Source organism: Streptomyces sp. NPDC057307 (assembly GCF_042667665.1).
Taxonomy (GTDB): Bacteria; Actinomycetota; Actinomycetes; order Streptomycetales; family Streptomycetaceae; genus Streptomyces.
The window spans coordinates 1-24,556 of the sequence record NZ_JBHUZM010000001.1 but is presented as its reverse complement, the minus strand read 5'-3'; the positions used below and the strand labels follow the sequence as shown (position 1 = coordinate 24,556).

The window sequence follows — 24,556 nt, the reverse complement described above, 5'->3', positions numbered from 1 at the left end:
ATCTGGCTTGAACGAAGAGGGGCATTCCATGAACGCAGTCAGTGATCGCATCGAGCTGATCGAACTGATGGGCCGGTACGCCGACATGGCGGATCTGAAGCAGTTCGGCGAACTGGCCGGCCGTGTCTACACCGACGAGGTCACGCTCGACTTCGAATCGGTGACCGGGATGCCGCCGATGGTCGTGCCGGTCGGCGAGTACGTCGAGGTCCTCCGCGGCGCCTTCGCGCCCTTCTTGGCGACCCACCACGTCATCAGCGGCCACGTCATCGACCTCGACGGCGCCGTTGACGGCGACATTGGCGGCGACGGCGACCTCGACGGCGACATCGCGAAGATCCACGCGCACGTCCGGGCCGAGCACTGGCTCCCGGAGGAGGCCGCCGACGACGGGCCCAATCGCTGGCTGGTGGTCGGCTTCTACGACAACGAGGCGGTACGTACGGCCGACGGCTGGCGGCTCACTCGCGTAAAGCTCACCTCGACGTACCAGGAGAACGCGCGACTCGCCGCCGCCGGGCAGGCGGACACGGCCTAGCGGCGACCCCGGCACTCGGAAAGCCGTCGTAAGGAGAGAATGATCCGATGCCACGGATCAGGGGAGCCAGCATCGAGGAACACCACGAGATGGTGTGGACCGATCTGGCCGAGGCGATGCGGCAGTTGCTGCTCGAACGCGACTACGACTCGATCAACATGGGCCACATCGCGGCCAGGGCCGGACTCGCGCGCAACACGCTCTACAACTACGCCCGCGACAAGAACGCGCTGGTCCTGGCGCTGACTGAGCGGGCGGGCCGGCCCACGGTCGAGCGCGTGGCCGTGATCGCCGCGCGATCGCCGGATCCGGCGACGGAACGCATGCGGGAGATCATCGGGGTCGTCCTGGAGGCGTTCATGGACCAGATCCTGCAGCTGATGTTCCGACCGAGCGCCGCCCCGCCGGTCGAGTGTTCCGAGGTGCCGACGGGGCCGGACACCCCGTTCCACGCGATCGTGATCGAGGTGGAGAACGTCGTCCGGGACGGCATCGCGCGCGGGGAATTCCGCGACGTCGGCGACGTGCACCTCGCGGTGGAGCTGCTGTCGGGCGTCATGCGCGCCGGCGCGGAACGCATCGGCCGTGATCCGGCCGCCTTCGCGCCCACGGTCCAGTCGGCGCGAGAGATCGTCCTCGCGTCACTGGCCGACGGCTGACACCGGCCGGCCGACAGAGCGCGTGAACTACTCGAACTGCCCGCCGGAGGTTGGACGTTCGGAAGCGACATAGCCGTGAGGGGTACTGCCTACAGCCTCATTGAGGACTGCGGCAAGAAGGAGTTGGTAGTTCGGGGCCCGAGCGGAGACGAGCGGAGACGAGCGGAGACGAGAAGTCGTTGTCCTCCCAGCAGGCCGTGGTCTTCCGCCATCCGGACGCAAGGAAGTAGGCGAGGGCGCCCCACGCCGCGCGGTCGGCGAAGACGACAGGTAGCGGGCGGGGGCCGATCGCTGCCGCTGGCGATAAGGAGGCGCTCCCGCCGCCCCGGGGTCGGCACTGCCGGCCGCCCATCACGGCACACGGCTCGCCCACTCCTTCACAGGACAAGCCCGGCCACCCGCCCCGTACCGCCCCGCACCGCATCGCACGAGGCATCATCCCGGCGCAGGTCACCACTTCAGGGCTTTCTGGCAACCGCCCCGTACATGGCGATGTCGCGGCCGTCGATGCCGGCCTGTTCGGGGCCGGGGTGCCAGGCGTGCACCTGGGTGACTCCTGGCTCCTGCAGTTCCAGTCCATCGAAGAACGATGTGGCGGTGGGGAGATCGCGTAGCGCCATGGGCATGTTCTGCTGCCGGTATTCCGCTGCCACCCGGTTGACTTCCTCGGGTGCGAAGTCCGCGGTGCCGATGGTCATCGCCAGATAGCTGCCGGACGGCAGCGGTTCCAGCAGCCGCTTGATCAGGCGCCGGTCGTCCGGAGGCAGGATGAAGTGCAGGATGCCGATCAGCATCAGGCCGACGGGCCGGTTCAGATCGATGAGGTCACGGAACTCGGGGCTGTCCAGAATGGTGTCGGGGTCGTGCATGTCGGCGTCCACGTACGCGGTCGCCCCTTCGGCCGAGCTCTGCAGCAGGGCGCGGGCGTGGGCGAGGACGACGGGGTCGTTGTCGACGTACACCACATGTGATTCCGGCGCCACTTCCTGCACGACCTCATGCAGATTGGGCGAGGTCGGCAGACCGGTTCCGACGTCGAGGAACTGGCGGATGCCTCGCTCCTCGGCGAGGAAGCGGGCGGCGCGGTGCATGAACCGGCGGTTTTCCATCATGTGGACGGGCAGGGCGGGCCAGTGCCGGCACATGGCGTCACCCGCTTCGACATCAACGGGATAGTGATCCTTGCCGCCCAGAATGTAGTCGTACACCCGGGCGGAGTGGGCGCGCGAGGTGGCAAGTCCGCTCTGTCGATCGTGCGGTGCATTCATGCGGCGCCTCTTTCGGTCAGGGACGGCTCGGTAACGGTATAAACGTGGTTTTCCGGTCGCAAGTGAAACAGCGGAAACAGTGGGATGAGCATGTGTTCGGCCAGCCGGCCGGCCAAACCGGCCAGCCGCCCGCTCTGCGTATCCCCGGAACCGTAGGAAAGCCATCGGTGGGCGGAAAGCCATCGGCAGGGCGGGGTATCACCGCTCCCTCCGGGCTTGCAGGGCGATGACGGCGATGTCGTCCCAGCGGTTCTGGACGGGCGGCAGGAGCCCTCGGATCAGGGTCAACTGGGACACCCCCTTTCGGACCAGCGCGTCGGTGTGCTCACGCAGGCGCCGGAGACGGTCACCGATGTCCGTGCCCGGCACTTCCACGAGTCCGTCGGTGTAGAGCACCAGGGTGTCGCCCTCCCGGATGACCGCGTGAAGGTCGGTACGGGGGAGGGCCTCGCCGACGCACAGCGGTGGGTCCGAGGCGGTGAGGTCGTGCAGGTATCGCGACGGCGCGTCGGCCGGGATCAGCAGGGGCGGAGGGTGGCCGGCGTTGGACAGAGCGATGTGCCAGGCATCGTCCGCCCGCCGGTGCAGGACCGCGTGCACCGCCGTGACCATCGACGGGCTGTCGAGCGCCTGCACGATGCGGTCGAGTCGGCTCAGGGTGGCCGCCGGGCTGGCGGCCGGGCCGCTGTCGTAGGCGAGTCCTCTCAGCATGCTGTTGACACGCCCCATCGCGGTGGCCGCGTCCAGGTCGTGACCTGCGATGTCGCCGATGGACAGGGCGAGCGAGTCTGCCGAGAGCCGGACGGCGTCGTACCAGTCGCCGCCGACCTCGGCGGCCGAGTCGGCCGGATGGTAGAGCGCCGTGATGACGAGACCTTCGACGGACGGCGGGACGGCCAGGAAGGACTGCTGCAGTACGAGGGCCATGTCGCGGATGCTCTGCAGTTCCATCGTCCGGCGCAGGGGCTCACTCATCTGCTGAAAGACGTCCTGCAGCAGGTACAGGTCGGCCTTGTCCGAGGGCGGGTTGCCCCGGCAGGTCGCTGTCGTCGCCAGCGCGACAGTCCGGCCGTCCACCACGACGGGCAGCAGGGTCACGCTCGTCGCCTCGGCTTTCCGCAGCCACCGGACGGAGACCTTGGACAGACTGTCTTCGGGCGGCCTTCCGGGCGGGAAGGTCAGCAGCCCTGCCTCCTGGCTCTCGATGGCCTTCAGTACGGCCGGTCCCAGCAAGAAGTCCGCGTCCAACGGATGCATGGGAGGCAGCCCGGGGGCGAGCCCCACCCGCTCTGCCGACGCCGTGGCCGGTACGCCCTCGGAAGTCCGAAAAGTAGCTTCGGCGTCGCCCGGTACGTGGAAGATGGCGACGGCGTCGGCGAGTTCAGGCACGACGGCCGCCGCACTGGTCAGAAAGGCCTCGGACAGGTTGTGCGCGGCCGGTACCGGTGCCATACGAGCCAGCAGCTTCTCCCGCATGCGGGTGCGCCAGTGGTCCTCGGCATCGGTGGCGGTACCGACCCACTCCAGCTCCCCGCCCCGGTCCAGGACAGGTGCGGCGATGATCTTGATGTGGCGGAAACGGTCGGGGGCGTCCTCAAGCCGTACTCGTACGATCGTGTCGAGGGGGGACCGCTGCTGAGTAGCCTTGCGCCACGCCCGCTGGAACCAGTCCCGGTCCTTCGGATGCACCGCATCCATCCATGTGCTCCCACCGTCGGGGTGCCACAGCTTCTCCGGCATCCCGCTGCCCATCAACAGAGTGACGACCCCGTCGGCCGACAACACCCAGACCGACTGCGGCACGGCGCCCAGGAGGGCTTCGTACCGCCTGAGGAGAAATCCTTCATTCACCGCCCCCTCCCCGCCGCCGGGCCGACGACCGCACGGAGCCGCCATGATCGGCGGCGCCTTCGGCCCGGACCCGCCGGACAGGACCCGTCACCGACGCGGCTGTCCCCGTCACCGCCTCCTGACAGCCCTGTAGGCCCGGCTCCGCACCGAACACCAGCGGATCATCGCCTCTCATACTTCGATCATCCCCCGCATACGGGACAACAGCACGCCCTGGCCCTTCGCTCTTGTACCGTGCCTTCGCGACTCGGCACGGACCTCCGCGGCCCTGGTGTCCCGGATATGACCGGCCTGATCGACCTCGTCACGCCGCCCGCCGTCCATCGCCCGGCCGGCCACGTGATCGGCCCGGCCGAAGTCCTGGACCTCTCCATGGAGGCGGCAGCCGCACGCGGCGCCGACCGGGCGGTGCACTCACTGAGCGGCGCCCTGCCACCTTTGCGGCTGCCACCCGGGACCAGGCGGGCCTGCCTGAGGGTTTATGCGATCCTCAGCCCTGACTGGGAGTACCGGTACTACTCCTTCAACTCCGCCTGGGCCGAGGGTGAGGAGATGGCCTCGATGCGCAACGGCTCGGGGGACGAGTACTCCATCGTCTTCTCGGCGGCGGGCGCCTACGTGCGCGGTTTCGATCACGAGTCACCGATGAGCCTGGGCGCAAACGACGGTGAAGTCTGGCCGGGCGTGATCGACGGGGTGCCCACGCACTTCCGCTCGTGTGTGGAGGAACCCGCTTTCAGCAACGGGGACCACGTGCCTGCCGTGACGGCCTGCATATGGCGTGAGACGGCTGACACCCGGTGGAGACACGGAACGATCGACTTCCCAGCAGGCTACGACGACCCCGACGGTGCGAACCGACTGTTCCACCTCCTCACGGACCCTTCCCCAAAGGCGTACCAGCGCTTCGCCGAGGACTACTACGAGGTCCCCGTGAACCACGCAGCGGTCCGCCGCGTGTACGCACTGCGACCGCTGAGCCCTGCCCTCGTGTCGGGCCTGAACGAGGCGACCAGCCTGTCGGCTGTGGCTGAGGAAATCCGAGGGATCGGCTACTCGGGGCTGCAACGCAGTTCGTCCTGAGCGCTACACACATCCGACAGAACTCCGCGAACGATTCACGTGCGCACGGCTCAGTCCCATCCTCGACGTTCGGTCTGGTCGGAGGGGTCGCCACGGCACGCGAACGGCATGGGTCGCAAGGACGTCCAGACGACAAAGGAGGCCCAAGTCGCTGACTTGGGCCTTCGTCGTGGAGCGGGTGACGAGAATCGAACTCGCGCTCTGAGCTTGGGAATTCGCGGCGCCTAGGGCACCTCAGTGCTCTGGTCAGCCAATATCTCGGCCTGGGTGGGTCGTAGCCGACTTGATCGGACTCGGGAGCGTTGGTGTGCGTACGAGTAGGCCGTCTGCCGGCGTGCGGGACACCAGTTGACGGGCGCGGACCGGGGGAATCGGTACCCAATCGTCCTATTGGCCCTCTAGGGGGGCGCATCGCACGCTAGGGTTCACTTCGCACATGGGGAGTGTGCTTTGGATCACATTGCATGACCGGTCGGCCCACGTCGCGGGGTCCGGCGTGGTCGCATGGCTGGGGGCCGCATGCTGGAGATGGTCAAGGGTGCCAATGTCGGACTGGATGTCCTGAGCGAGGACATCAGTGCTGTGGTTCTGAGCTTGGCCTGGCGCAGCGCGACAGGGGACGGGGACGCGGACGTCTCCCTGCTGCTGGTGGGCGGGGACGGGAAGGTGCGTAGTGACGCGGACTTCTTCTTCTACAACAACCCGGCTTCGGCAGACGGCAGCGTGCAGTTGCTGGGCAAGACGCCCACTGCCGACGGCAGCGAGGACCGGATCACCCTCGATCTGAGCGCCATGTCGTCTGGTGTGGAATGCGTAGTCCTGGCGGCCAGTAGGTATGGCGGCGCGCGGTTCGGCGATCTGGACGAGCTGCGCATCACGCTGGCCGACCGTACTGGCGAGCCACTTCTCACGTTCTCGATCGATGACGCGGATACGGAGAGCGCATTCATCTTTGGTGAGCTGTATCGGCGAGGGGAGGCGTGGAAGTTCCGGGCCGTCGGCCAGGGGTACGCGAGCGGTCTGGCGGGTCTGGCAACGGATTTCGGCATCGATGTGGACGATGCGTCCGAGGAGGAACCCGAAGTGCCGGTGGCGGAGGCAGCCCCGGCGCCTTCCGCCGCGGTGTTCGGCACTCCGGCCATGAAGCCCTCGGCGACGCAGCCCGAGCAGCCGGCAGCGCCCAAGGTCGTCGGTGTGCCCGAGCCTCGGCGTCCCCGTACCGCCAAGAAGAAGGTCGTTCTTCCCAAGACGGGCGGGAAGTCACTCGCCGAGAATGACGCGTGGCGACATGCCCGACTCTTCCCTGTCCCGTCTCTAAAAAGCGATCGGGAAAGGGAGATGAGGGCGACTTCCATCCTGCTCTCGGTGATGGCGCAGGTGCCGGAGTACGGGCGCAGGCTCACCGCCGCGTTCGGCGCTCCCGCCGGCCGTACGGAGACCTTCACGGAGGTCTCACTGCCGCACGGTGACACACCCAAGCGGCCTGACGGCGTCATTCGCGTCGAGCGCGCGGGGAAGTTGTGGACCGCCTTGGTGGAGACGAAGACCAACGGCAACGCGCTCAGGGCCGCCCAAGTGCAGGACTACATGGACATCGCGGCGAGGCGCGGCTACGAGGCCGTGATCACCTTGTCGAACGACGTGGCTCTGGACGGCAGGCCCCCGGTGGATGTCAAGGTGGACGGCCGGCGCAAGCACAAAGTGGCGCTGTGGCATCTGTCCTGGGCGGAGGTCGCTCACCAGGCGCAGATGTTGATCCGTCACGAAGGCGTCGGCAACGCCGCCCATGCCTGGCTCCTCCTCGAACTTCTGCAGTATCTCCAGCACGAGAATTCCGGCTGTCACGGTTTCCAGAACATGGGACCCGCCTGGGTGCCGGTACGCAAGGGAATCGATGAGGAGACTCTCTGCCAGGGCGACCCGCACGCCATCCAGGTGGTCGAGAGCTGGGAACGCCTCGTCCGCCAGGTCTGTCTGCGGCTCGGTGGTGAACTGGGCCAGAAAGTTCTGCCTGTACAGCGGGCCAAACGCGGCACCGACCCTCATACCCGCCGCGTCACTCTGGCCAACCATCTCTGCGAGGACGGCCGCTTGCACGCCGAACTCCGTATCGACGGCACGCAGGGTGCCTTGTCCCTGGCCGCCGACCTGCGCACCGGCAGGTTGCGCACCTCCATCGACATCCCCGCACCGGAACAGGGTTATCCACTCACCTGGGCCAAGCGCCTGATCCGTCAACTCGCCGAAGCGCCGGCCGACCTGCATATCGAGACCCTCATCGAGGGGCAGGGCGGGGGCCCGCGCGGCACTCTGGAACGGCTCCGCCCCGAGCCGGCAGACATCCTCCCACGAGACGGCGCCCAGATCGCCGGCTTCCGGCTCTCCCTCTTGAAGGGCATGGGCAGCACTCGCGGCAACGGCGACTCCGGCTTCATCCGAAGCGTGGACGATGCCGTGGACCGCTTCTACACCGGCGTAGTCGCCCATCTTGAACGCCGCCCGGCCAAACGCCCTCAACTCACCGAAACCACCGCCGGGTGAGGTCTACCAGGTCTTGGCCCAGGCAACCCTCGGTTACCTGGGGAGGAGTGGGGCGATGATGTCACGAGGAGCTTCGAGTGGCCCGGGTGAGACGTTGGCATCTTCCACCTGATCCACCAGGATCGCATGGGCGAATGGGGTGGATTGATAAGAATCTCCCAGAGCGCACATCTCTTCGGTCGCTTCGGGATCGGTATTCATCAGCAATCGACAGCCTGGGCCGGGGCCGAATGCAAGCCCTTGATCGGCACAGGAAAGTCTGTCCACAGAACATCAAGACAGGCAAGGCGGTCCCCAAAGAGACCAAGTTGGACTTTGGCGCGGTGAAACTCGAAGAGGACTGCCCCGCCAAGGATGCGGTACCCCTGGAAGCGGTGTGCAGCAAGATGCCCCACCTCGCTGCGGCGAAGTTTGAAGAGGATTGTCCGTAGCGTCCCCACGGAACCTCGACGGGATTCTGTATCGGGCGTGGACCTGGGCGCAGCGGCGTGACCTTCCTTTCCAGGAGTCTTTGGGCAGGGGCGCACGAGCCACTTAGGGGCATACGAAGTGCGCGCCGGTATTTCTGCATAGTCCAGATAACAAAGGAGGCCCAAGTCGCCGACTTGGGCCTTTGTCGTGGAGCGGGTGACGAGAATCGAACTCGCGCTCTGAGCTTGGGAATCAACGGCGCTCTGGAGCACCACAGGGCTCCGGCCAGGTATTACTTGGGTCTACGAGCTGCGCTGGATCCGGTTGGACTGACCGCTTCTGACCTTGGTGTGCCGCACTGAAGGGCTGGGATGGGGCTGGCCGGCGAACGGACGGATACGAAGGCGGCTCGGGCGGCCTCGGCTGGTACGACGAGGGACGTCGCGTTCGGGGCCACGGGGCGGTGTGCTCGCGCGAAGGATCGCATCCCTGTGACAGGCTGTCCGCCAGTCGCCCCAGACAGTCTCTCGGCGATTGTTGTGCGTATCGCATCTTCCGATGGTCCTGTCTGCTTCGATCGGGGATGGTCTTCGTCCCATGTCTGGCTCAACCAGCACCTCTCATGGGGGCGGAAGAGTTCGAGTTCTCAGCCCGGCGTTAGCCGTGTGCGCATGGTTGCTGGGCGGATGTTGTCGGGCATGGTGCTCCTCACGAGTGGGACAGGTACCCGATCCCGGAGTCCGTGACCCACGTGGCAGCGCAGTCATCCAGCTTCCACGGGGCCTTCAACAACGTGGCTCGCAGTCCGGCGCGGTCCTGTACGGAATGCGGCTCGGCGCCAAGCCTTGTGCGCCATTCACCGCCGGGGCCCCAGTGAGGGTCAGTCGGGTTATCGAGGACGGAGACGTAACGCTCGACAAGAGCTGGCCAGGCAGGGTGTTTCCACCAACACGAGCAGGCGAGAGCGCCATGGCACGCCGTCCGGAGCAGGCCGAATCGGATTCCCCGGTCTTCCATTTGCCCGGCGAATCCGCCGAGACTCACATCTGCGTGGTCCTCATACTCTCTGAGGTCTTCCGCAGTACGTGCCAGTTCACCGAGCGTGATGCCAGTGGTGAGCTTGCGCTTGGGGTTTGTTGTCCATCGGAAGAGGCGGATGGCGAAGGTGTCCACTTCTTCCATGTCGACCTCAGCCAGTGCGCTGCCACTGGCTGAGGTGATCCCGATCTCGGTGGTCCACCTGGCCAGCCGCCGGCGGATGGCATCCGTGGTGTGGCTGTTGATCCGCATCATGTCGCCGTCGGACAGCCGCCCTTCGGCATGCCAGTTCTCGACGCAGCTATTGCGCCACGTGCTGTTGGTGATGCCGATCGCCACGAGATCCAGCAACGTGCCCAGATCGTCGGGCTCGAAGTTGATCTTGGTGCGGAGCGTTTCCTCGAAAAGCTCCTCCGTCATCCTGGCTTGAGCTTCTTCGATCCTGCGTCGCACTTCAGGGGACAGGCCATCCTCGTCGCCCATCTCGGCAACCTCTCGCGCGTGGACAGGGTTGTCTGATCGAGCGTAGTCGGAGGCGGCGACAGAGCGCAGCGAGTCGATACGTCGAGCAACTGCGCGCGGCTCCCTTCGTCCTCGTCCGGCACTCGACGGGTAGAACGCAGCCGGGGTCAGCGTGGATCGCCGTACGATCCGTTCCAGCCCCCGGCCCCCTCGGCGTGGCCGAGCCGGTGCAGAATCTCGTCGCCCTGCGGGACCCCGATGTCGCTGAGGACACGCGCCAGGTTGACTCCGACGAAGCCCCGGTCCTCCGGTGTCAGCGACTGGAGCGTCGCTGCGAGGGTGTGTTCCCAACTGTCCTTGTCGGACAGGAGGTTGCGGTGGTCGACTGTCCAGTCGAGCACGTCCTTCGCCTGTTCCGGCTGGTTCAGGAGCCAGAGGGCGGCCAGGCCGACGGGGCCGCCCGCGATCACTTCCCGGTAGAAGCGGTACGCCTCACGGTGGGCCTCTCCGAAGCCCGACGGGAGGGCGGGTTCCGCACCAGTGCCGGGGATGGGCAGGAGTGCGGCCGGTGGATCCAGGAACCAGTACGTGAGGCCGAAGCCGTCGATCACCCGGGGCTGGCCGGGCGGTTCGACCTCGGTCATGCCGAAGTGAGGTGGCGGCTGCCGCAGCGGGGCGGCGGCGCCGGGCAGGGTGGCGGCCTCATTGATGTGGCTGGCCACCAGATGCTCCGCCTGTTCCTCGGTGATCCGGTTCCTTGCCGCGACGACCGGGTTGCTGATTCGCCAGGCGACCTCGTACCGGGCAGAGGGCTTCGGCGGTCGGCGCGGGATGTCGACCGAGATCCGCCGTTCCGTGAGCGAGACCCACACGATGTCGAAATAGTCTTCCTGACGGACCGCGCGCAATGTCGGCCGAGGATAGCCCCAGTAGTCGCCGCCACGGGGCGGCACCATTCCATCGGTGCCGCCGTCCGCGAGGAACACCAGGGCCCGGTTCTCCGGGGCACTGAAGCGGAGGCGGAGCAACTGCCAGACCGGCGAGGATGTCAGAGGTGCGATGAGCGGACTGGTCATGAGGCGAACCCTTCTGCTGAGGAGGCCGTACGTACGCGATGGCGGCGTAGGACGAATCGCAGGACGCCGCGGTTGGTTCGGGCCGTACCGGAGAGTGCGGAGAGGAAGTCCGGGAAGGCGGTCCGACGCCGTTGGGCCGGGTCGCTCTCGATCAGGGACAGCCCCTTCGCCATCGCTTCGTGGGTGGCGGGGTGGTTCAAGGCCGTGACCACGAGATCGAAGGCCCGCTCGGGGTGGTCCGTGAGCAGGTCGGCGAGACGCACACGCCGTTCGCCCGGTGCTCCTGGCCGGGGGAAGGTCGAAAGGCTGACCCATTCGATGAAGTGAACCGCCAAGGCGTGCTGCTGTGTGCCCGGAGCGGCCCGCTGCCACTCCCGTAGGCGGTCGAGGACGAGGGGGCGGTTGGCGTCCTCGGAGAGAAGGGTGCTCAGAGCGAAGGACACCGCGGTACGCAGTCTGTCCTCTAACTCCTTGTCCGGACCGTTGAGCACGGAGTCCAGCAGCTTCAGGGCGACGGCAGGCCGGGCCAGGCCGTAGCTGCCCGCACAGGTCTCCGCCACGGTGCAGCGGAGAGGGATGGGAGCGGCTCGGCTCCATTGCCGCAACTGTTCCCGTACCGCGCTGGTGAGAGCGGGGTGCTGGACCATCTCGCCGAGCGCGTAGGCCACTAGCCGGCGCTGCCAGCGTCTGTCCGAGACGGCGAAGGGATACAACTGGCGCAGCGTGTCCGGGCCGGTCGCGTGGGCCAGTACCTTCCCGATCGCCTGGCCCGCAGCCAGTTCGATGCCGGAGTGGTGGGGAATTTCTCCCAAGGTTCGCCACATCAGGTCCGCCATGCCTTCGTAGTCGAGCCACAGGCAGCGCAGCAGGGCCTCCGACCTGTGCCGGCCGGAGAACGCGACCGGCTGGACCGGATAGCGCTGCGCGGATCCGAAGCGGAGCGGCAGTTGGTGTGCGCCGACGGCTTCCAGCCGCTCCTCGAAGGACGGCCCGAGAAGGTCGCGTCCCGTTCGGGACCTCTCCGTGGCCGGTCTCCGCGTATCGACAGGCTCAGGCAGCCCGGACGCGTCAGGTGCCCGGCCACCGCGTTCCTCTATGTGGGGACGCAGAATCGCGCTGAACTTCTCAAGGACCGTACGGTCCTGTTGGGAGAGCAGTGAGATCGCCGCCATCAGGGAGAGTCTGTCGGCCCGGTCGCCCGCTTCCGCCAGCGCTTTCCGGGCCGCCGTGATGCTGCCGGCCCGCAGATCGTCGAGTACGGATGCGGCGGGCTTTCCGGATACGACGAGTTCACGTAGTCCCTCCGCCACTTCGACACCGTCCTGTGGCAGCGGATGGGCGCGCAGATAGTCGGCGAAGTCGGCGGAAACAAGGTGTCCCAGCGCTTCGGCGCTCTGCTCGGTGGTGAGTTTGTCCGCGTCCTGCATGGTCTTGAGGCGCTTCGAGGCCACCTCGACCGATGGTGGCGGGAGGTGCACCACCTGCCACGGCTCCGTGTCGACACGGAGCTTCGTCTCCGACCGTACGGTGACGACCAGGTGGGCGCCCGACAGGCGCAACTGCTCGGCCAGTCCGGTGAGCACGACCTCGCTGAGAGAGACGGCAGCGGCGGGTGAGAGCCCCTGCAGCAGGTATCCGCGCCTTTCGGCCGGGCGCCAGCGCGAGAGGTCGTCGGGGGAGTCGATACCGGTGATGCCGTCGGTTCCGTACCGCTCCGCGAGCAAGGCGAACGCCGCTGTGCTCGCACCGGTGCCACTGCCCGCCCTCAGCACCAGAATGTGGCTGTCCAGAACCTTGCGGCACTGTCTGAAGGTGGGTGGTTCGGCGAACGCGCGCAGTCGGGCGCGGACATCGGCCGCAGGATAGGGACCTTCGCGCAGTCGTGGGGGGACGATCAGGTCCGCGACGGTCTCGTCGAGCGGTGCTCCGTTGATCACGGTGACGTTGCCGCCCACCGGGCCCATGACTTGTGCGCCTTGACCCAGCCGCTGTTGGTTGTCCCGGTACGAGTTCCCGGCGTCCGTTCGTTCGTCGGCGTCCGAACCGATCGAGCCCCCATCCGCACCGGCCTCAGCGCTCACCGGCCGTCTCCGGCCCCGCCGACCTGCTTGTCACCCGTCACGTTGTCGCCGCTGCCCCAGTGCTGGTTGGTACCGCGGTACGACGTGGACCCGCCGGTGTACGTGACGTCCCGTCCAACGTTCCCCATCACGGCGGCGCCCTCGCCCACGTGTTGCTTGTTGCCGCTGTACCGTGTGCCGGGCCGTGTCACCGGGTCCTGTTCCCGATCGTTGGATTCGCTGCCCTGCGCCGCAGACTCCTCGCGCGGCCGTACACCCGCCTGTACGAGGTTTCCCGACGGCGACGGGACGTACAGCCAGGCCCGCTGCGCGAAGTTCTTCCCCTCCACGGTGGCCGGCACCTCCACACAGCGGTCCGGGTGCAGTCCGGTGTACGCGCCGAGCACGACGTCCTCGTAGACGCGCTCGGAGATGACCGCCACCAGGTGGGTGACCTCTTCGCTCGCCGCCGCCATGATGGCTTTGACCGGACGGGAGTCCAGCAGTCGGTGCGTGTCGTTGCGGGCGGTGCCGTTGCCGTCGCCGGGGTTGTCCGCGTCCGGCAGCGGTCCTACGTGGACACTGGCCCGGAGCCGGATGCGAGGGCCGACACTCTGCCTGTTGTACGCGCCGAGGATGTCGTCCAGCACGCCCAGGAACGGCCAGAGGACGAAGGGCAGCAACGCCGGGTCGAAACCGAACACCACGCCGTCCCCGGTGTTGGCCGGAAACCGCTTCGAGTCACGCAGCTCGTGCAGCCCGGCCTGCTCCAGCGCCTGGTCGACCAGTTCGGGGATCAACTGGCTCACCGGTCCGTGCTGCACGGCAGGCAGGCCCGTGAAGTCCTTCGCGTCAACGGCGAACAGGGCGCGGTAGGGAGGCAGCGCTCGGCTCTCGGAATATGGGGCGGGAACGGACGTGGACATGCGGGATCTCCTCGTGGAAGCGGGGCGGGGACGAAGCCGTTGGCCGGCTGCTTCGAGGTTCTGTCGGATCCGTCCGTCCGACTGCACAGTGGAGGGCGCTTCGCGGGTGTCCCACGTCACAGCGGCGGCGTGCTCACGTGGGGGAGCCCGCCCTCGGGCGGACAGCGTTCATTCAACCGAGGGGAGAGAAGACCGTCGCCGTCGGGGTTTACCGGGCGGTCGTCGCCCAGTCGCGCAGCACCTTCATGTCCTTGATGACGATCGCCCGGCGGGCCGTCTCGACCGCGCCCGACTCCCGCAGCCGTTGCAGTCCTGTGATGGCGGCGTTGCGGGTCACGCCGATCGCCTGGGCGATCTCCTCCTGGCTCAGACCGGTCAGCCGTACGACGTCGGACTCGGCTCCGGGCGCGGTGAGTTCGACCAAACGCAGGAGCGCCCGCGCCAGCCGTACGACCACCGGCAGGGTCAGCAGTTCGGTGCGGTGTGCGTCGGATTCGCGCAGCCGGGAGAGGGCCTGGCGCATCAAGTCCATTACGAGACCGCGCCGTTCGACGAACCGGCGGAACCTCTCCGCTTCCAGCACGACAGCCGTGCAGCAGGTGAGCGAGACCACTTCCGCCGTACGCGGGGTCCCATTGAAGACGGACACCTCACCCAACAGGTCACCCGGCCCCCGGAAGGCCAGCCAGGTCACGACTCCGCCCGGCTCCCGGCATACGACCTTGGCCAGGCCGTCGGTGAGAGCGAGCAGGTGCGTTCCTGCGGAACCCTGTCTCAACATCACACTGCGCTCGCGAAATGTGCGGGTGGTTCCCTGCCCAAGCAGCTCACGCCATGTCTCGTCCGACAGCACTCGTCGCCTTCCCCGTCAGCCTTTTGCGGGGCCGGCCTCGGCCCGGTGCGCGAGACGTCTTCACCCCCGCCCGCCCTCATGAGTTCTACGCCGGGCAGACCGCTCCCGCCGCGAGTCGGGCGACCTTGTCCGAGAACGAGGGTCCGGGCCTTCTGTGCTCGCCCAGACGGGTCGAGCTGATTGGACGGGGAGAAGTCCCGTCCATCGCGTACTGCTCACGTCAGCAGATTTGTTAACCCCCATAATGATGGAATCCCGCTATCGGGGTCCTCAGTGCGCGCATCAGTGCCCCAGTCTCTGCTTGCTTCTTTGGTTCAGCGACAACGGTCAGGTGTCGGACGGCTCGTCGTTCCCTCACGCAAGCGGAGTGAGCACCGTGAATGCGCATTTGCCGGTGCGCCTTCCCCCTCGTACGGTCCTCACGTCGGAAAGTTCAACCAGCCCAACCTTCGGGAGTCGCCATGGAGTTGTCACATGAAGAACAAGCCGGTCTTGTTACCCGGAACCAGATCGCAGAGCGCGTCGGTGTCAGTCGCCCGGCCGTGTCGAACTGGGCGCGGCGGCACGGAGACTTTCCCACCCCGGTGCGATCAGGTGATACAGAGCTGTTCCACGAGGCCGAGATCGGGCGCTGGCTGGCGAACCGCACCATTCCGGAACCGCGGTTGCTGAACGGGGAGCAGGCGGGAACCACCTATGCCGATCGATTCGGACGAACCGGCAGTGGTCGACCGATGGCGGCACGGAGAGGTGCGGGGAGCCCCGCTCAGCGCACCGGGGCCGAGGACAAGAAGGCCGTTGATCAGCTGATGGGCAAACTTGCGGATCGGGTCCGGGGTCCGGCGCCGATGGCAGATTTCGTCAATCTCTGCCTCATCGTGATGTACGTGCGACATGCGGAGCCGGAACAGTGGCGCCGAATTGAGGATGCCATGTCGGCAGGTCAGAGCTCACGAGACGTGCCAGGGCTTCTCCGCTCACTCGGCGACATGGCTCAGTACACGCTGCGCCGGAACGGCGACCGCACCGACATGCGAAGCAGCCTGCTGCAACTGGAACCGCGGAGCTGGGACGACCTCACAACGGCGGTACGGACAGCGGCAGGCACAGAGGTTGGCGCATTCCAACTTGTGTGGGAATCGTTCAGCGCCAGGGAGGGGCTGCAAAGTTCGGAGTTCTGCAGCCCGGCGGGTCTGGCCTCGTTGGCCGCGGCTTTGGTGCTTGCTCCTGGACAGAGCGCCACGGTGTTGGACCCTTACGCGAGGGGCGGAGAGATGCTGGCGGCTGCGTATCGCCGCATCGGAGACGCGCGCGGGATCGTGTACGGCGAGACGCTTGACGGCCGGCTGCAGGCGGTCGCGAGTCTGTACCTTCTCCACCTCGGCGTGCGGCCGAATCTGACCAGCACCCGGTCCGACCGATGGCCACCCGACCGCGAGTACGGCGCCGACGCCGTGCTGACGAACCCTCCGTTCAACATGAGCGACGCACCTGGTCCCGGGCGCCGGACGGGAGACTGGTCGTACGGATCACCACCCCGCGGCAATGACAATTTTGCCTGGGTGCAGTACGTCCTCGGTGGGCTGGCACCCGGCGGCCGAGCGGCGGTGGTCATGCCGGTGAAGGCAGGCAACTCGGTGAACACTGCCGAGCGCGAGATCCGCCACGCCCTTGTGCGCAGAGGGGCTGTGGAGTGTGTCATCACGCTGCCGTCGCACCTGTTCTCCGCGACGCCAGTGCCGGTTTCTCTGTGGTTGCTGCGACGAGTCGATCACCCGGTACGAGAGGACATCCTGTTCGTCGATGCTCAGGAGTTGGGAGCGAAAGTCCGGCGTCGACGGGTGCTGCGGGACACGGATTGCGACGCGATCACGGCAGTGGTCCGCCCGTGGCTGGACGGCGAGCAGTGCCCGGAGGGAGAGGGATACGCGTTGCGTGCTGCCGACCGAGGCTTCTCGGCTGTCGTCAAGGCACGCGCGGACATCCGCGGCGAGGAGTATTCGCTGCGCCCTGCCGATTACCTCGGGGGTGGAAATTATGGTGCTGTTCCTGTTGCGGCCCGGCTGCGCGAAGTCAGTGATGAGGCAGCAGAGTATGCGGACATGCTTCGCCTGCTGGAGCAGCCTGAGTTGGGTACGGAGAACGGCTACGGCGGCAGCACGGGACCCAGCGGCTGGGTCGAGGCGGTGCTTGACGATCTGTGCGAGATCCAGTCCGGTCCGTCATACACCCGCCTCCCCGCAGAGGCACGCACGGCGGACGCCGGTGTTCCTCTCGTCTTCCCGCAGGACCTCGTCGGAGGAAGAATCGCGGACGAACCCAGGGCGCGCGTGCCGTGGAAGACAGCCGAGCGCTTCGAGAAATTCGAGTTGCTTCCGAACGACATCGTCTGCGTGCGGACGGGTGCGCAGCAACAACCCGCCCTGGTCGCCGGCGCGCAGGCCGGATGGCTGCTCAGTTCGAACGTGATGCGTCTGCGTGTACGTCCGGATGCCGAGATCGACCCCCTGTACCTCCACGCCTACCTCGGCCTCCAGTACGCGCGCGAGTGGATGTCCCACCGCGCCGCAGCCACAGCGGCTCCCTCACTGAGCTCCGCCGCTCTGGGCCACCTTCCGATGCGTTTTCCGCCGATCGGGCAACAACGGCGCTGCGTTGGCCTCCTCGGCGAGCTCGGTCAACGCGTCGACGCCTACGCCTCGTACGCCTCGGCACTGAGTCGGCTGCGCGCCGAACTCGCCGAACACCTGCTCCACGGCTTGGCCGAGCCACTGTGACGGCCTGCCACCGCCGTTTCCTCCTACCCGCCCTTCCCTCTTCTTGTCCGTGACCCTCGAAAGGATCGAGTCCATGCCCGAATCGACAGTCCGTTCCGGCCGTACGTGGCAGCTGTGGCTGGCCCTGTACGTTGCCTGCTCCATGGTGGTCGGCCTCGTCGTCAGCCTGCTGGTGCTTCGAGCAGGCGCTGACACCACTGAAGCCGTTCTGGCAGGGGGAGGCGGCTTCGCGACCTCGCTCGCCCTGTGCCTGGCACTGCCCGCGGCCGTGCGCGAACTCAAGCGGCTGGGCTGATCCGGATCGACCGTCTCAGGCGGCTGAGCCCGGTTGAAGGAACCCTCGGGCCATCGGCCTGAGGGTTCCGCGTCCGGACGAGTGACGAGCGGTGGATACCGGCGGCCTGAGGCTCAGCTGCCCACCTTCCCGGTCGGTGCTCGGCCATGGCCGGCCATGGATGCGGCGAAATCGGCGACCGCCTCCCGTAGCGGCTCGGCCGCGGTCTTCGGATCGCTGCGAGTGTCCAGGCCGAGCACCAGGATGTGCCCGACCAACCCACGCGGCCCACGGATTTTCAGATGGTGGTCGGACGGTCCCTCCGGGTCGGGGTGGACCACCAGGGCCACTGGATTGCCGGGGTCTGTGTAGCCGGCGATGTAGGTCAGGAGTTGGTGGCGGTCCTCACGGGAGACGTTGTCCTTCGCGTAGTTCTTGTACTTCGCGTCGACGGCCAGGTAGGGCGTGGTTCCGGGGAGCGCGGAAGGCTGGGCGAAGGACAGCAGCACATCGGGGCGGAAGGGCGGGGAGACACTCCCCTGCCTTGGGTGCCTTCCGTGGGTCCGGATGTGGTGGCTCGCCTGCCGGGCCCACCGGCCACCGACAGCAGCCGCTGCTTCGGCCGCCATCCGCTGGACCACGCTCTCCCAGAGATCTTCCAGCTTGAGCAGCAGCCCTTGCGCCCCGAAGCCGTACGGGTTCAGCAGATCGTTGGGGCCGCCGCCACCGAGCACCATGCGTGCCCACGCATGGGCGGGCCGGTAGTGGTCGTTGAGTACGGAGTACTGCCCACGGGCGAGCAGCGGCAACGCGTCCTGGACCTGGGACGAGGCTGGGAAGTCCCGTGCCGTGGTGGTCAGTTGGTGCTTGAGGACCGGATCAGTCACTTGCTCGGCTGCGGCGGCCAGGGCGGCTCCGCACACCAGGTTCTCCCAGCCGCCGTCCTCGTACTCGAAGGCGTCGACGTGCAGTTGGTCGACCGCGCCGAAACATCTGGTGGCCTGCGCCTCCACGTTCAGCCGACCCCGCAGCGTGGTGTCCACGCGGTGTCGGCGTATGTAGTCCCTGCGCAGACCGCGGCGCAGCAGCAGGCGACACTCGTACAGCAGGGCGGCGGGTACGAGCCCTGCGTACCCGTCCTCGCCGAGAGGCCAATTGCGCAGGGCCTCGTCGACGGTGCCGGCCTGTCCGTTGGCATACGAGAGCCAGTCGATCAGTCGATTTCCCGCGATGGGGAACTTGGGGCGGAGCACCAGCCGGATGCGGCTGAGCTCCAGAACCCCGGTAGTCGTCCGTGCGGTGAGGACGCAGTGGTCGTTCCTTTCGACCATCCCGACGCCCTTGAGTTCACGGAGCCTGTCGAGATCGTCGGAGCTCAGACTGGATTTCGGCACCTTCCCGGACTCGTACTCGTCGAGCGTCACTTTCAGCTTGGCGGCTCCGTGCGGCACCCTCTACCCCTCGGCCCACTCAAGTTCGGCCGACGTGCCGTCCTCATCGACGGACTGGGTCGTGCCGACCGTGACGAAGACCTTGGCAAGCATGCCCGGAAGGTCCGTCGGGTTGGTCTGAACGACTCTTCCTGTCCTGTCGTCCACCAACTCGCCCAGCACGGCCCGCAGCATTTCAGGTCGGCCGAGGCAGTAGTCCGTCACGAGCGGCACGATTTCGTGGTGGAAGGCGTGTGAGAGCTGCTCCGCGGTGGCGAGTGGTCGGTCGTCGGCGAGAAGGTACGCCTGGCCGAGCAGATGATTCGGGCCGAACTGCGCGTCGAGCCGCTCGTTCAGGCCCTCCAGCAAGGAAGCCAGCCCAAGCCCTTCGACCTCGCCGTCCAGAGAGTCCAGGTCCGGCGGTACGTCGAGGAATGCGAACCGGCGCCGGATCGCGGAGTCGATGTGGCCCACGCTGCGGTCGGCGGAGTTCATGGTGCCGATGATGCGGACGTTCGGCGGCACGGTCTGCTGTCGCCCACTGGTCGGAAGGGTGATGGAGACCGATCCGCGTTTGTCGAGTTCCAGCAAGGTGATCAACTCGCCGAGAATGCGCGGCAGATCACCGCGATTGATCTCGTCCACGACTATCAGGTAGATGTCGTCCGGGGACTTCTTGGCCGCGGCGCAGACCCGGAGGAAGACCCCGTCCTTCATCTTCAGATGGAGCCCGGCCCCGTCCGCCGTCGTGTCCGGCCTGAAACCTTCGACGAAGTCCTCGTATCCGTAGGACGGATGGAAGGTCACCATCGTGAGCCGCGCCGCCCGCGCCTCATCGGACGCTCCCGCTTTCCCGCCTCCTTCCGCCTCCTCGGGTACGGCGGACAGTTCCGCCAGAACCGCCGCCCGCTCTCCTGGAGTCGCCTCGATCAGGTCCGCGTGTCCCGCAAGGGCCAGGGCGACATTGAGCGCCAGCCGGGTCTTGCCGGTGCCGGGCGGGCCCTGGAGCACAACCTGTCCCTTGTGCTCCAGCAGATCCCGTACTTTCCGTACGTCATCGGGAAGTTCCTCATCGGCAAGTCCGGGCCCCTTCACCTCGGCGGCAGTCTCCACGACACCGGGTTTGCCGACCCCGTCGGTGTCACCGACCAGGCCGGGGAGTTTCCCGGCCTCGCGCTGATCTCGCCCGTGCCGTATCTCCCGCATCAAGCTGCCAGGCACCTTGGCGAGCGTCTGCTGCCAGGCGTGCCGGGGGGCGTCGAAACTATGCGCGTACGAGGTGTCCCAGTCCACGCCCACGGTGTGCCGGTGCGCTTGCGCGTCGGGATCGTACGCGTACCCTCCCACGACGCTTCCCACGGCCAGCACTTCGGATTTTCCACGGTTGGCCACGATGAGATCGCCGCGCTCCAGGTCACGGAAGGCGAGCATCTGCCGTGCGAGCCGAAGGTTTCCGCCGGCGCTGCGCGGCCACTGCTGATCCAGCGCCGCCTTGAGCTCCTGGTCGGTCTCGTACTGCACCAGACTGCCGACCTCGTCCCAGCCGATCCGGATACGACGGTTCAGGAGACAGTCGTCCCAGAGGCTGGCGCGTTCTCCGGGTGCGATCTTCCAGATCACACGGTCATGCGGACGAGGATCGTGGAAGGCGTACAGGAACTCCATCAGCTCATGCGGACTCCACCCACTGAACTCCTCGAACTCACCGAGAAGTTCGAGCAACTCGCGGTTGGCCCGCCACGTACGCACACCGGAGGAGTACGCTGCACGGGGCCTGCCGCCAAGCAGTGCGGTGAAGTGGCGGACGTGCGCGGCTGAGAACACCGGCAGGAACTCACCGGGGAAATAGACCGCCAGTGTCTTGGTGGTCAGTGCCTGTCCGTACGACAGGGACTCCAGGTCGTCCAGGACTTCGTACGCTCCCTTTCGCGCCGCGTCGAAGGCTGTCACAAACTCGGAGCACACCTGGGCCCAAGCCTCCCTCACCTCCAGCCCGCGCAATGCGATGGGCACGACACGCCACTGGCCCGACCGGTGCTGGTAGACGATGTGCTTCGCCGCGCTGCCGCCGCGGATACTGCCGAAATTGTCGGTGCCGTACTCCATCAGCCGGCAGAAGGAGAGCCCGCTCCTGCGGCCGTCGGGCCCCAGCGCGTACCGCTCCAGGTCCAGCCCTTCCCAACTCTCCAGCGGAAACAACGCCAGTACCTGCTGCCGCTCCTCCTCCGCCAGGTTGGCAGTCCGCTGCGCCCCTTCCCTGTCAAAGTGCGCAATGCGCGCAGCGAGCCCATCCCGGAACTGCCCACCCTCATCCATGGGTACATTCTTCGACATCGGACCGGCCCGGAAAGCAACTTCAAGAAAGGTTTCCTACCCGCTGGGCAGGGCCTTGCTCCCGACGACGCTCAACAACACGACGGTCCGCGCCGCGCGCACCAAGGCGCCCCGCAACAACGTGACCGCCCAACTCCGCTGAGGCAGCGACCTACTGAGAAGGTATCTGCCGTACATCGCGGCCGACCGTTGATGCGTCAGGCGGGGTGGTCCTGCTCGACCGGTCGGCGCCACCACTCTGTGGATTTGAAGCAGCCCATGAGCCAGTGGGCTTCCGCGATGTCGAGGATGACATTACCGACCAACGGAATCGGCTCGAGGCGGAGCATTCGCTCCTCGATGCGCACTGGCTCCCAATCCAGATCGTGGTGGAGCAGCACCGCGAAGGGCTCCCCGCGGCGCTGCCAGAAGACCATGGGCTCAGAGACCTCATTCTCGAAGGGTTTGACGATGTCGTTCGGGGCAAACTCGACGCCCGCCATATCCGCCCACCTACCAACACCTTGGCGTTCTCGAGCCAAGTAGTGGCGCATGCCCTCCACGAACCCAGCAAGTTTCGCGTCGTCCAAGACAGAATCTCTGGAGACGACGATGGACTTCACCTTCTTGCGCAGTGCATCGGCCCGGCGAAGCTGACGGCTCGCGTTGGCCCAGAAGAGGCCACCCCGCTCGGCATCATGGACTACACAGAGCACCGGTAGCCTGCCATCGCGCCAGTTGTCCCCGTGATCACCGACCGGAACGCGGTGCCCCCTTCTGGTCCGCGTCGAGACGCCGCCCTTTACCTGGATGGCCAGGGAGTCTTCTGTCCGCCGCCCGTTCTGCACGAAGGTGACGTGCAGGTCCTCTCCGTGGTCGTTACCGCCGTCAATCTCCTGCACGATGTGGCCGTGTCTCTCCAGCAGAGCGCGTACCTCATTCACCGCCATGCGTCCGATACGCCGGCTCTCAGGCACCTTTGGCATCTATTCCCCCTCATACCACGAGGTGACCAGCTTACGCCGCACCCTCCCTTGAGCGTCATAAAACCCCAGGTCACGGGGTGTACGGCTATGTGCTCCTCTGAGCCGTCGTCGGGATTCGACCCCGAGACCTATGGCCACACCCTGACCACCCGGTCTGGTACGACGCTCAAGGACACTATGGTGCGCGCTGGACAGTCCACCGAGCGTGCGGCGCTGACCGACCAGCACTCCGATCCAGCGTCAAAAGGAACTCGCGAACGGGCTGGACGGGATGGCGTGAGGGCCATACGACATTGCGTCTGAATGAGTCAGGACGGGAACTGGTGGTGCAGAGGTGGTGCACGGTTCCTGAAGGGGTCCGGATAGCAAACAACCCCCGGGTCGGTGACCTGGGGGTTCGTCGTGGAGCGGGTGACGAGAATCGAACTCGCGCTCTGAGCTTGGGAAGCTCATGTTCTACCATTAAACTACACCCGCGCGGAGCGCCCATGATCAGCGGCGCTTCCGTGGACACTCTACCCCATTGTCGACTCTCGGTGCTCGACGCGGCTGTCGGTGCCGGTAGTTGGGGCGTAGCCTGCGTCGTCGGAGTGCCGCTTGGGTGGCTGTCCTGTTGATCCCCTAATGTGTGGGCTCGTCCGCGTTTTTGGGGAAGGGACCTGATGGACTTGATGGAGCGCACCGTCGTCCGCTGTGCCGAAGGGCATGTTTTCAGTACTACGTCGTTCCCGATGCAGCAGCTTGACGCCGGGCGGCTCGGGCCCGGGCGGCTTATTCGGTGTCCGCGTTGTGCTCGGTTGCGGCATGCCGTGCCCGTGGAGGTCGGGCGGCGCTGACGCAGGTGGTCGGTAGGGGCGCGCGGGGTTGCCCGAGTTGGGGTGGGCCCGCGCGTTCTGCGTATCCTCGGGGCGTGCTTCTCTCTGACAAGGACATCCGGGCCGAGATCGACTCCGGGCGCGTGCGTATCGACCCTTACGACGAATCGATGGTGCAGCCGTCGAGCATCGACGTGCGGCTCGACCGGTTCTTCCGCGTGTTCGAGAACCACCGCTATCCACACATCGACCCCGCCGTCGAGCAGACCGATCTGACGCGGAAGGTCGAGCCGGCCGGGGACGAGGCGTTCATCCTGCACCCGGGGGAGTTCGTGCTCGCCTCGTCGTACGAGGTCATCTCGCTGCCCGACGACATCGCCTCCCGGCTGGAGGGGAAGTCGAGTCTCGGGCGTCTGGGGCTCGTCACGCACTCCACCGCCGGTTTCATCGACCCCGGCTTCTCCGGGCACGTGACCCTGGAGCTGTCGAATCTCGCGACGCTGCCCATCAAGCTCTGGCCGGGCATGAAGATCGGGCAGCTGTGTCTGTTCCGGCTCAGCTCGCCGGCGGAGTTCCCGTACGGCTCCGAGCGTTACGGGTCGCGCTACCAGGGGCAGCGCGGGCCCACCGCCTCCCGCTCGTTCCTCAACTTCCACCGGACACAGGTGTGAAGGACGTGGACGACATACGCGAGAACCTGACGTACGAGCGCTTCGGCGTCGCCGTACGGGAGTTGGCGCAGGCCGTGGCGGACGACGGGTACGAGCCCGACGTCGTCCTGAGCATCGCCCGCGGCGGGGTGTTCGTCGCCGGCGGGCTCGCGTACGCCCTCGACTGCAAGAACATCCACCTGGTGAATGTGGAGTTCTACACGGGAGTCGGTACGACTCTGGCGATGCCGGTCATGCTGGCACCGGTGCCCAACGTGGTCGACTTCTCCAACAAGAAGATCCTCATCGCCGACGACGTCGCCGACACCGGGCGCACCCTCAAGCTCGTCCACGATTTCTGTCTCGATCACGTCGCCGAGGTCCGCAGCGCCGTCATCTACGAGAAGACGCAGTCGCTGGTGAAATGCGAGTACGTCTGGAAGCGCACCGACGAGTGGATCAACTTCCCCTGGAGCGTCGAGGCTCCCGTCGTGCGGCGCACCGGGCAGATACTCGAGTCGTAAAGCGTGAGATACGGGGGGGGC

19 protein-coding genes, 1 tRNA gene and 1 pseudogene are annotated in these 24,556 nt (G+C 66.8%); 10 read left to right on the top strand and 11 right to left on the bottom strand.

All coding sequences use genetic code 11. From position 1 onward, the window contains the following. Positions 1-28: 28 nt before the first annotated feature. Complete coding sequence (locus tag ACFUN8_RS00105; RefSeq protein ID WP_383629434.1) at positions 29-538, top strand: nuclear transport factor 2 family protein; 510 nt, start codon at positions 29-31, stop codon at positions 536-538. A 47-nt stretch (positions 539-585) separates the two neighbouring features. Beyond that, a complete protein-coding gene (locus ACFUN8_RS00100) occupies positions 586-1,197 on the top strand; it encodes a TetR/AcrR family transcriptional regulator (protein ID WP_383629432.1) in 612 nt (203 codons plus the stop codon). Positions 1,198-1,655: 458 nt separating this feature from the next. Here ACFUN8_RS00100 and ACFUN8_RS00095 read toward each other — a convergent pair whose 3' ends face one another. Further along, a complete protein-coding gene (locus ACFUN8_RS00095; protein WP_383629431.1) occupies positions 1,656-2,465 on the bottom strand; it encodes an SAM-dependent methyltransferase in 810 nt (269 codons plus the stop codon). Between the two features lie 198 nt (positions 2,466-2,663). After that, a complete protein-coding gene (locus ACFUN8_RS00090; RefSeq protein ID WP_383629429.1) occupies positions 2,664-4,316 on the bottom strand; it encodes a SpoIIE family protein phosphatase in 1,653 nt (550 codons plus the stop codon). Positions 4,317-4,598: 282 nt separating this feature from the next. Between ACFUN8_RS00090 and ACFUN8_RS00085 the strand changes: the two genes are divergently transcribed. Both ACFUN8_RS00085 and ACFUN8_RS00080 read left to right on the top strand, forming a co-directional pair. Further along, a complete protein-coding gene (locus ACFUN8_RS00085; RefSeq protein WP_383629427.1) occupies positions 4,599-5,399 on the top strand; it encodes a hypothetical protein in 801 nt (266 codons plus the stop codon). Positions 5,400-5,918: 519 nt separating this feature from the next. Further along, the gene (locus tag ACFUN8_RS00080; protein ID WP_383629425.1) at positions 5,919-7,940 is read left to right on the top strand and encodes a TerD family protein; all 2,022 of its coding nucleotides are present in this window, start codon (positions 5,919-5,921) and stop codon (positions 7,938-7,940) included. Positions 7,941-9,059: 1,119 nt separating this feature from the next. Here ACFUN8_RS00080 and ACFUN8_RS00075 read toward each other — a convergent pair. From ACFUN8_RS00075 to ACFUN8_RS00055, 5 genes are all read right to left on the bottom strand, one after another. Beyond that, positions 9,060-9,872 carry a hypothetical protein gene (locus ACFUN8_RS00075; RefSeq protein WP_383629423.1) on the bottom strand — a complete coding sequence of 271 codons (813 nt, stop codon included), beginning with the start codon at positions 9,870-9,872 and terminating at the stop codon, positions 9,060-9,062. A 146-nt stretch (positions 9,873-10,018) separates the two neighbouring features. Next, positions 10,019-10,927, bottom strand: a complete 909-nt coding sequence (locus tag ACFUN8_RS00070) for a hypothetical protein (RefSeq protein ID WP_383629421.1) — start codon at positions 10,925-10,927, stop codon at positions 10,019-10,021. Continuing rightward, the gene (locus tag ACFUN8_RS00065) at positions 10,924-12,891 is read right to left on the bottom strand and encodes a hypothetical protein (protein ID WP_383629419.1); all 1,968 of its coding nucleotides are present in this window, start codon (positions 12,889-12,891) and stop codon (positions 10,924-10,926) included. Before ACFUN8_RS00065 ends, ACFUN8_RS00070 begins: the two co-directional genes overlap by 4 nt. Positions 12,892-13,004: 113 nt before the next feature. Beyond that, a complete protein-coding gene (locus ACFUN8_RS00060; protein ID WP_383629417.1) occupies positions 13,005-13,913 on the bottom strand; it encodes a hypothetical protein in 909 nt (302 codons plus the stop codon). A 208-nt stretch (positions 13,914-14,121) separates the two neighbouring features. After that, on the bottom strand, positions 14,122-14,766 hold the full coding sequence (locus tag ACFUN8_RS00055) for a Crp/Fnr family transcriptional regulator (RefSeq protein WP_383629415.1): 645 nt from the start codon (positions 14,764-14,766) through the stop codon (positions 14,122-14,124). Between the two features lie 461 nt (positions 14,767-15,227). Here ACFUN8_RS00055 and ACFUN8_RS00050 point away from each other — a divergent pair, with 461 nt between their 5' ends. Beyond that, entirely contained in the window at positions 15,228-17,543 is a 2,316-nt protein-coding gene (locus tag ACFUN8_RS00050) for an N-6 DNA methylase (RefSeq protein WP_383629413.1), read from the top strand. A gap of 73 nt (positions 17,544-17,616) precedes the next feature. Beyond that, positions 17,617-17,838, top strand: a complete 222-nt coding sequence (locus ACFUN8_RS00045) for a hypothetical protein (RefSeq protein WP_383629411.1) — start codon at positions 17,617-17,619, stop codon at positions 17,836-17,838. Positions 17,839-17,951: 113 nt separating this feature from the next. Here the strand turns inward: ACFUN8_RS00045 and ACFUN8_RS00040 are convergent, their stop codons facing one another. Together ACFUN8_RS00040 and ACFUN8_RS00035 are read right to left on the bottom strand one after the other, a co-directional pair. After that, entirely contained in the window at positions 17,952-19,268 is a 1,317-nt protein-coding gene (locus ACFUN8_RS00040) for a PE-PGRS family protein (RefSeq protein ID WP_383629409.1), read from the bottom strand. A gap of 3 nt (positions 19,269-19,271) precedes the next feature. After that, positions 19,272-21,563 (bottom strand): AAA family ATPase, encoded by a 2,292-nt coding sequence (locus tag ACFUN8_RS00035; RefSeq protein WP_383629407.1) that lies wholly within the window; start codon positions 21,561-21,563, stop codon positions 19,272-19,274. Between ACFUN8_RS00035 and ACFUN8_RS00030 the strand changes: the two genes are divergently transcribed. Continuing rightward, entirely contained in the window at positions 21,562-21,723 is a 162-nt protein-coding gene (locus ACFUN8_RS00030) for a hypothetical protein (protein WP_383629405.1), read from the top strand. The two genes, ACFUN8_RS00035 and ACFUN8_RS00030, sit on opposite strands and share 2 nt — an antisense overlap. Positions 21,724-21,778: 55 nt before the next feature. On the opposite strand, the gene ACFUN8_RS00025 is transcribed toward ACFUN8_RS00030, so the two are convergent. After that, complete coding sequence (locus tag ACFUN8_RS00025) at positions 21,779-22,546, bottom strand: DUF4365 domain-containing protein (RefSeq protein ID WP_383629403.1); 768 nt, start codon at positions 22,544-22,546, stop codon at positions 21,779-21,781. A 126-nt stretch (positions 22,547-22,672) separates the two neighbouring features. On the opposite strand from ACFUN8_RS00025, the pseudogene ACFUN8_RS00020 reads away from it, so the two are divergent. Continuing rightward, positions 22,673-22,826: pseudogene (locus tag ACFUN8_RS00020) on the top strand (site-specific integrase); the annotation flags it as partial. Positions 22,827-22,949: 123 nt separating this feature from the next. Here ACFUN8_RS00020 and ACFUN8_RS00015 read toward each other — a convergent pair. Further along, positions 22,950-23,023: transfer RNA gene (locus ACFUN8_RS00015), tRNA-Gly, on the bottom strand. 433 nt (positions 23,024-23,456) lie between these two features. On the opposite strand from ACFUN8_RS00015, the gene dcd reads away from it, so the two are divergent. Together dcd and ACFUN8_RS00005 are read left to right on the top strand one after the other, a co-directional pair. Continuing rightward, positions 23,457-24,032: a dCTP deaminase gene (dcd, locus tag ACFUN8_RS00010; RefSeq protein WP_356587497.1), complete on the top strand. Its 576-nt coding sequence runs from the start codon at positions 23,457-23,459 to the stop codon at positions 24,030-24,032. A gap of 5 nt (positions 24,033-24,037) precedes the next feature. Continuing rightward, complete coding sequence (locus tag ACFUN8_RS00005) at positions 24,038-24,535, top strand: phosphoribosyltransferase (protein ID WP_383629400.1); 498 nt, start codon at positions 24,038-24,040, stop codon at positions 24,533-24,535. The last annotated feature ends 21 nt before the right edge of the window (positions 24,536-24,556 follow it).

Bases quoted from the DNA above. Each gene is read 5' to 3' on its own strand.
- ACFUN8_RS00105 (WP_383629434.1), top strand. From the start codon at position 29: ATGAACGCAGTCAGTGATCGCATCGAGCTGATCGAACTGATGGGCCGG.
- ACFUN8_RS00100 (WP_383629432.1), top strand. From the start codon at position 586: ATGCCACGGATCAGGGGAGCCAGCATCGAGGAACACCACGAGATGGTG.
- ACFUN8_RS00095 (WP_383629431.1), bottom strand. From the start codon at position 2,465: ATGAATGCACCGCACGATCGACAGAGCGGACTTGCCACCTCGCGCGCC.
- ACFUN8_RS00085 (WP_383629427.1), top strand. From the start codon at position 4,599: ATGACCGGCCTGATCGACCTCGTCACGCCGCCCGCCGTCCATCGCCCG.
- ACFUN8_RS00080 (WP_383629425.1), top strand. From the start codon at position 5,919: ATGCTGGAGATGGTCAAGGGTGCCAATGTCGGACTGGATGTCCTGAGC.
- ACFUN8_RS00075 (WP_383629423.1), bottom strand. From the start codon at position 9,872: ATGGGCGACGAGGATGGCCTGTCCCCTGAAGTGCGACGCAGGATCGAA.
- ACFUN8_RS00070 (WP_383629421.1), bottom strand. From the start codon at position 10,927: ATGACCAGTCCGCTCATCGCACCTCTGACATCCTCGCCGGTCTGGCAG.
- ACFUN8_RS00065 (WP_383629419.1), bottom strand. From the start codon at position 12,891: ATGGGCCCGGTGGGCGGCAACGTCACCGTGATCAACGGAGCACCGCTC.
- ACFUN8_RS00060 (WP_383629417.1), bottom strand. From the start codon at position 13,913: ATGTCCACGTCCGTTCCCGCCCCATATTCCGAGAGCCGAGCGCTGCCT.
- ACFUN8_RS00050 (WP_383629413.1), top strand. From the start codon at position 15,228: ATGGAGTTGTCACATGAAGAACAAGCCGGTCTTGTTACCCGGAACCAG.
- ACFUN8_RS00045 (WP_383629411.1), top strand. From the start codon at position 17,617: ATGCCCGAATCGACAGTCCGTTCCGGCCGTACGTGGCAGCTGTGGCTG.
- ACFUN8_RS00030 (WP_383629405.1), top strand. From the start codon at position 21,562: ATGGGTACATTCTTCGACATCGGACCGGCCCGGAAAGCAACTTCAAGA.
- ACFUN8_RS00035 (WP_383629407.1), bottom strand. From the start codon at position 21,563: ATGGATGAGGGTGGGCAGTTCCGGGATGGGCTCGCTGCGCGCATTGCG.
- ACFUN8_RS00025 (WP_383629403.1), bottom strand. From the start codon at position 22,546: ATGCCAAAGGTGCCTGAGAGCCGGCGTATCGGACGCATGGCGGTGAAT.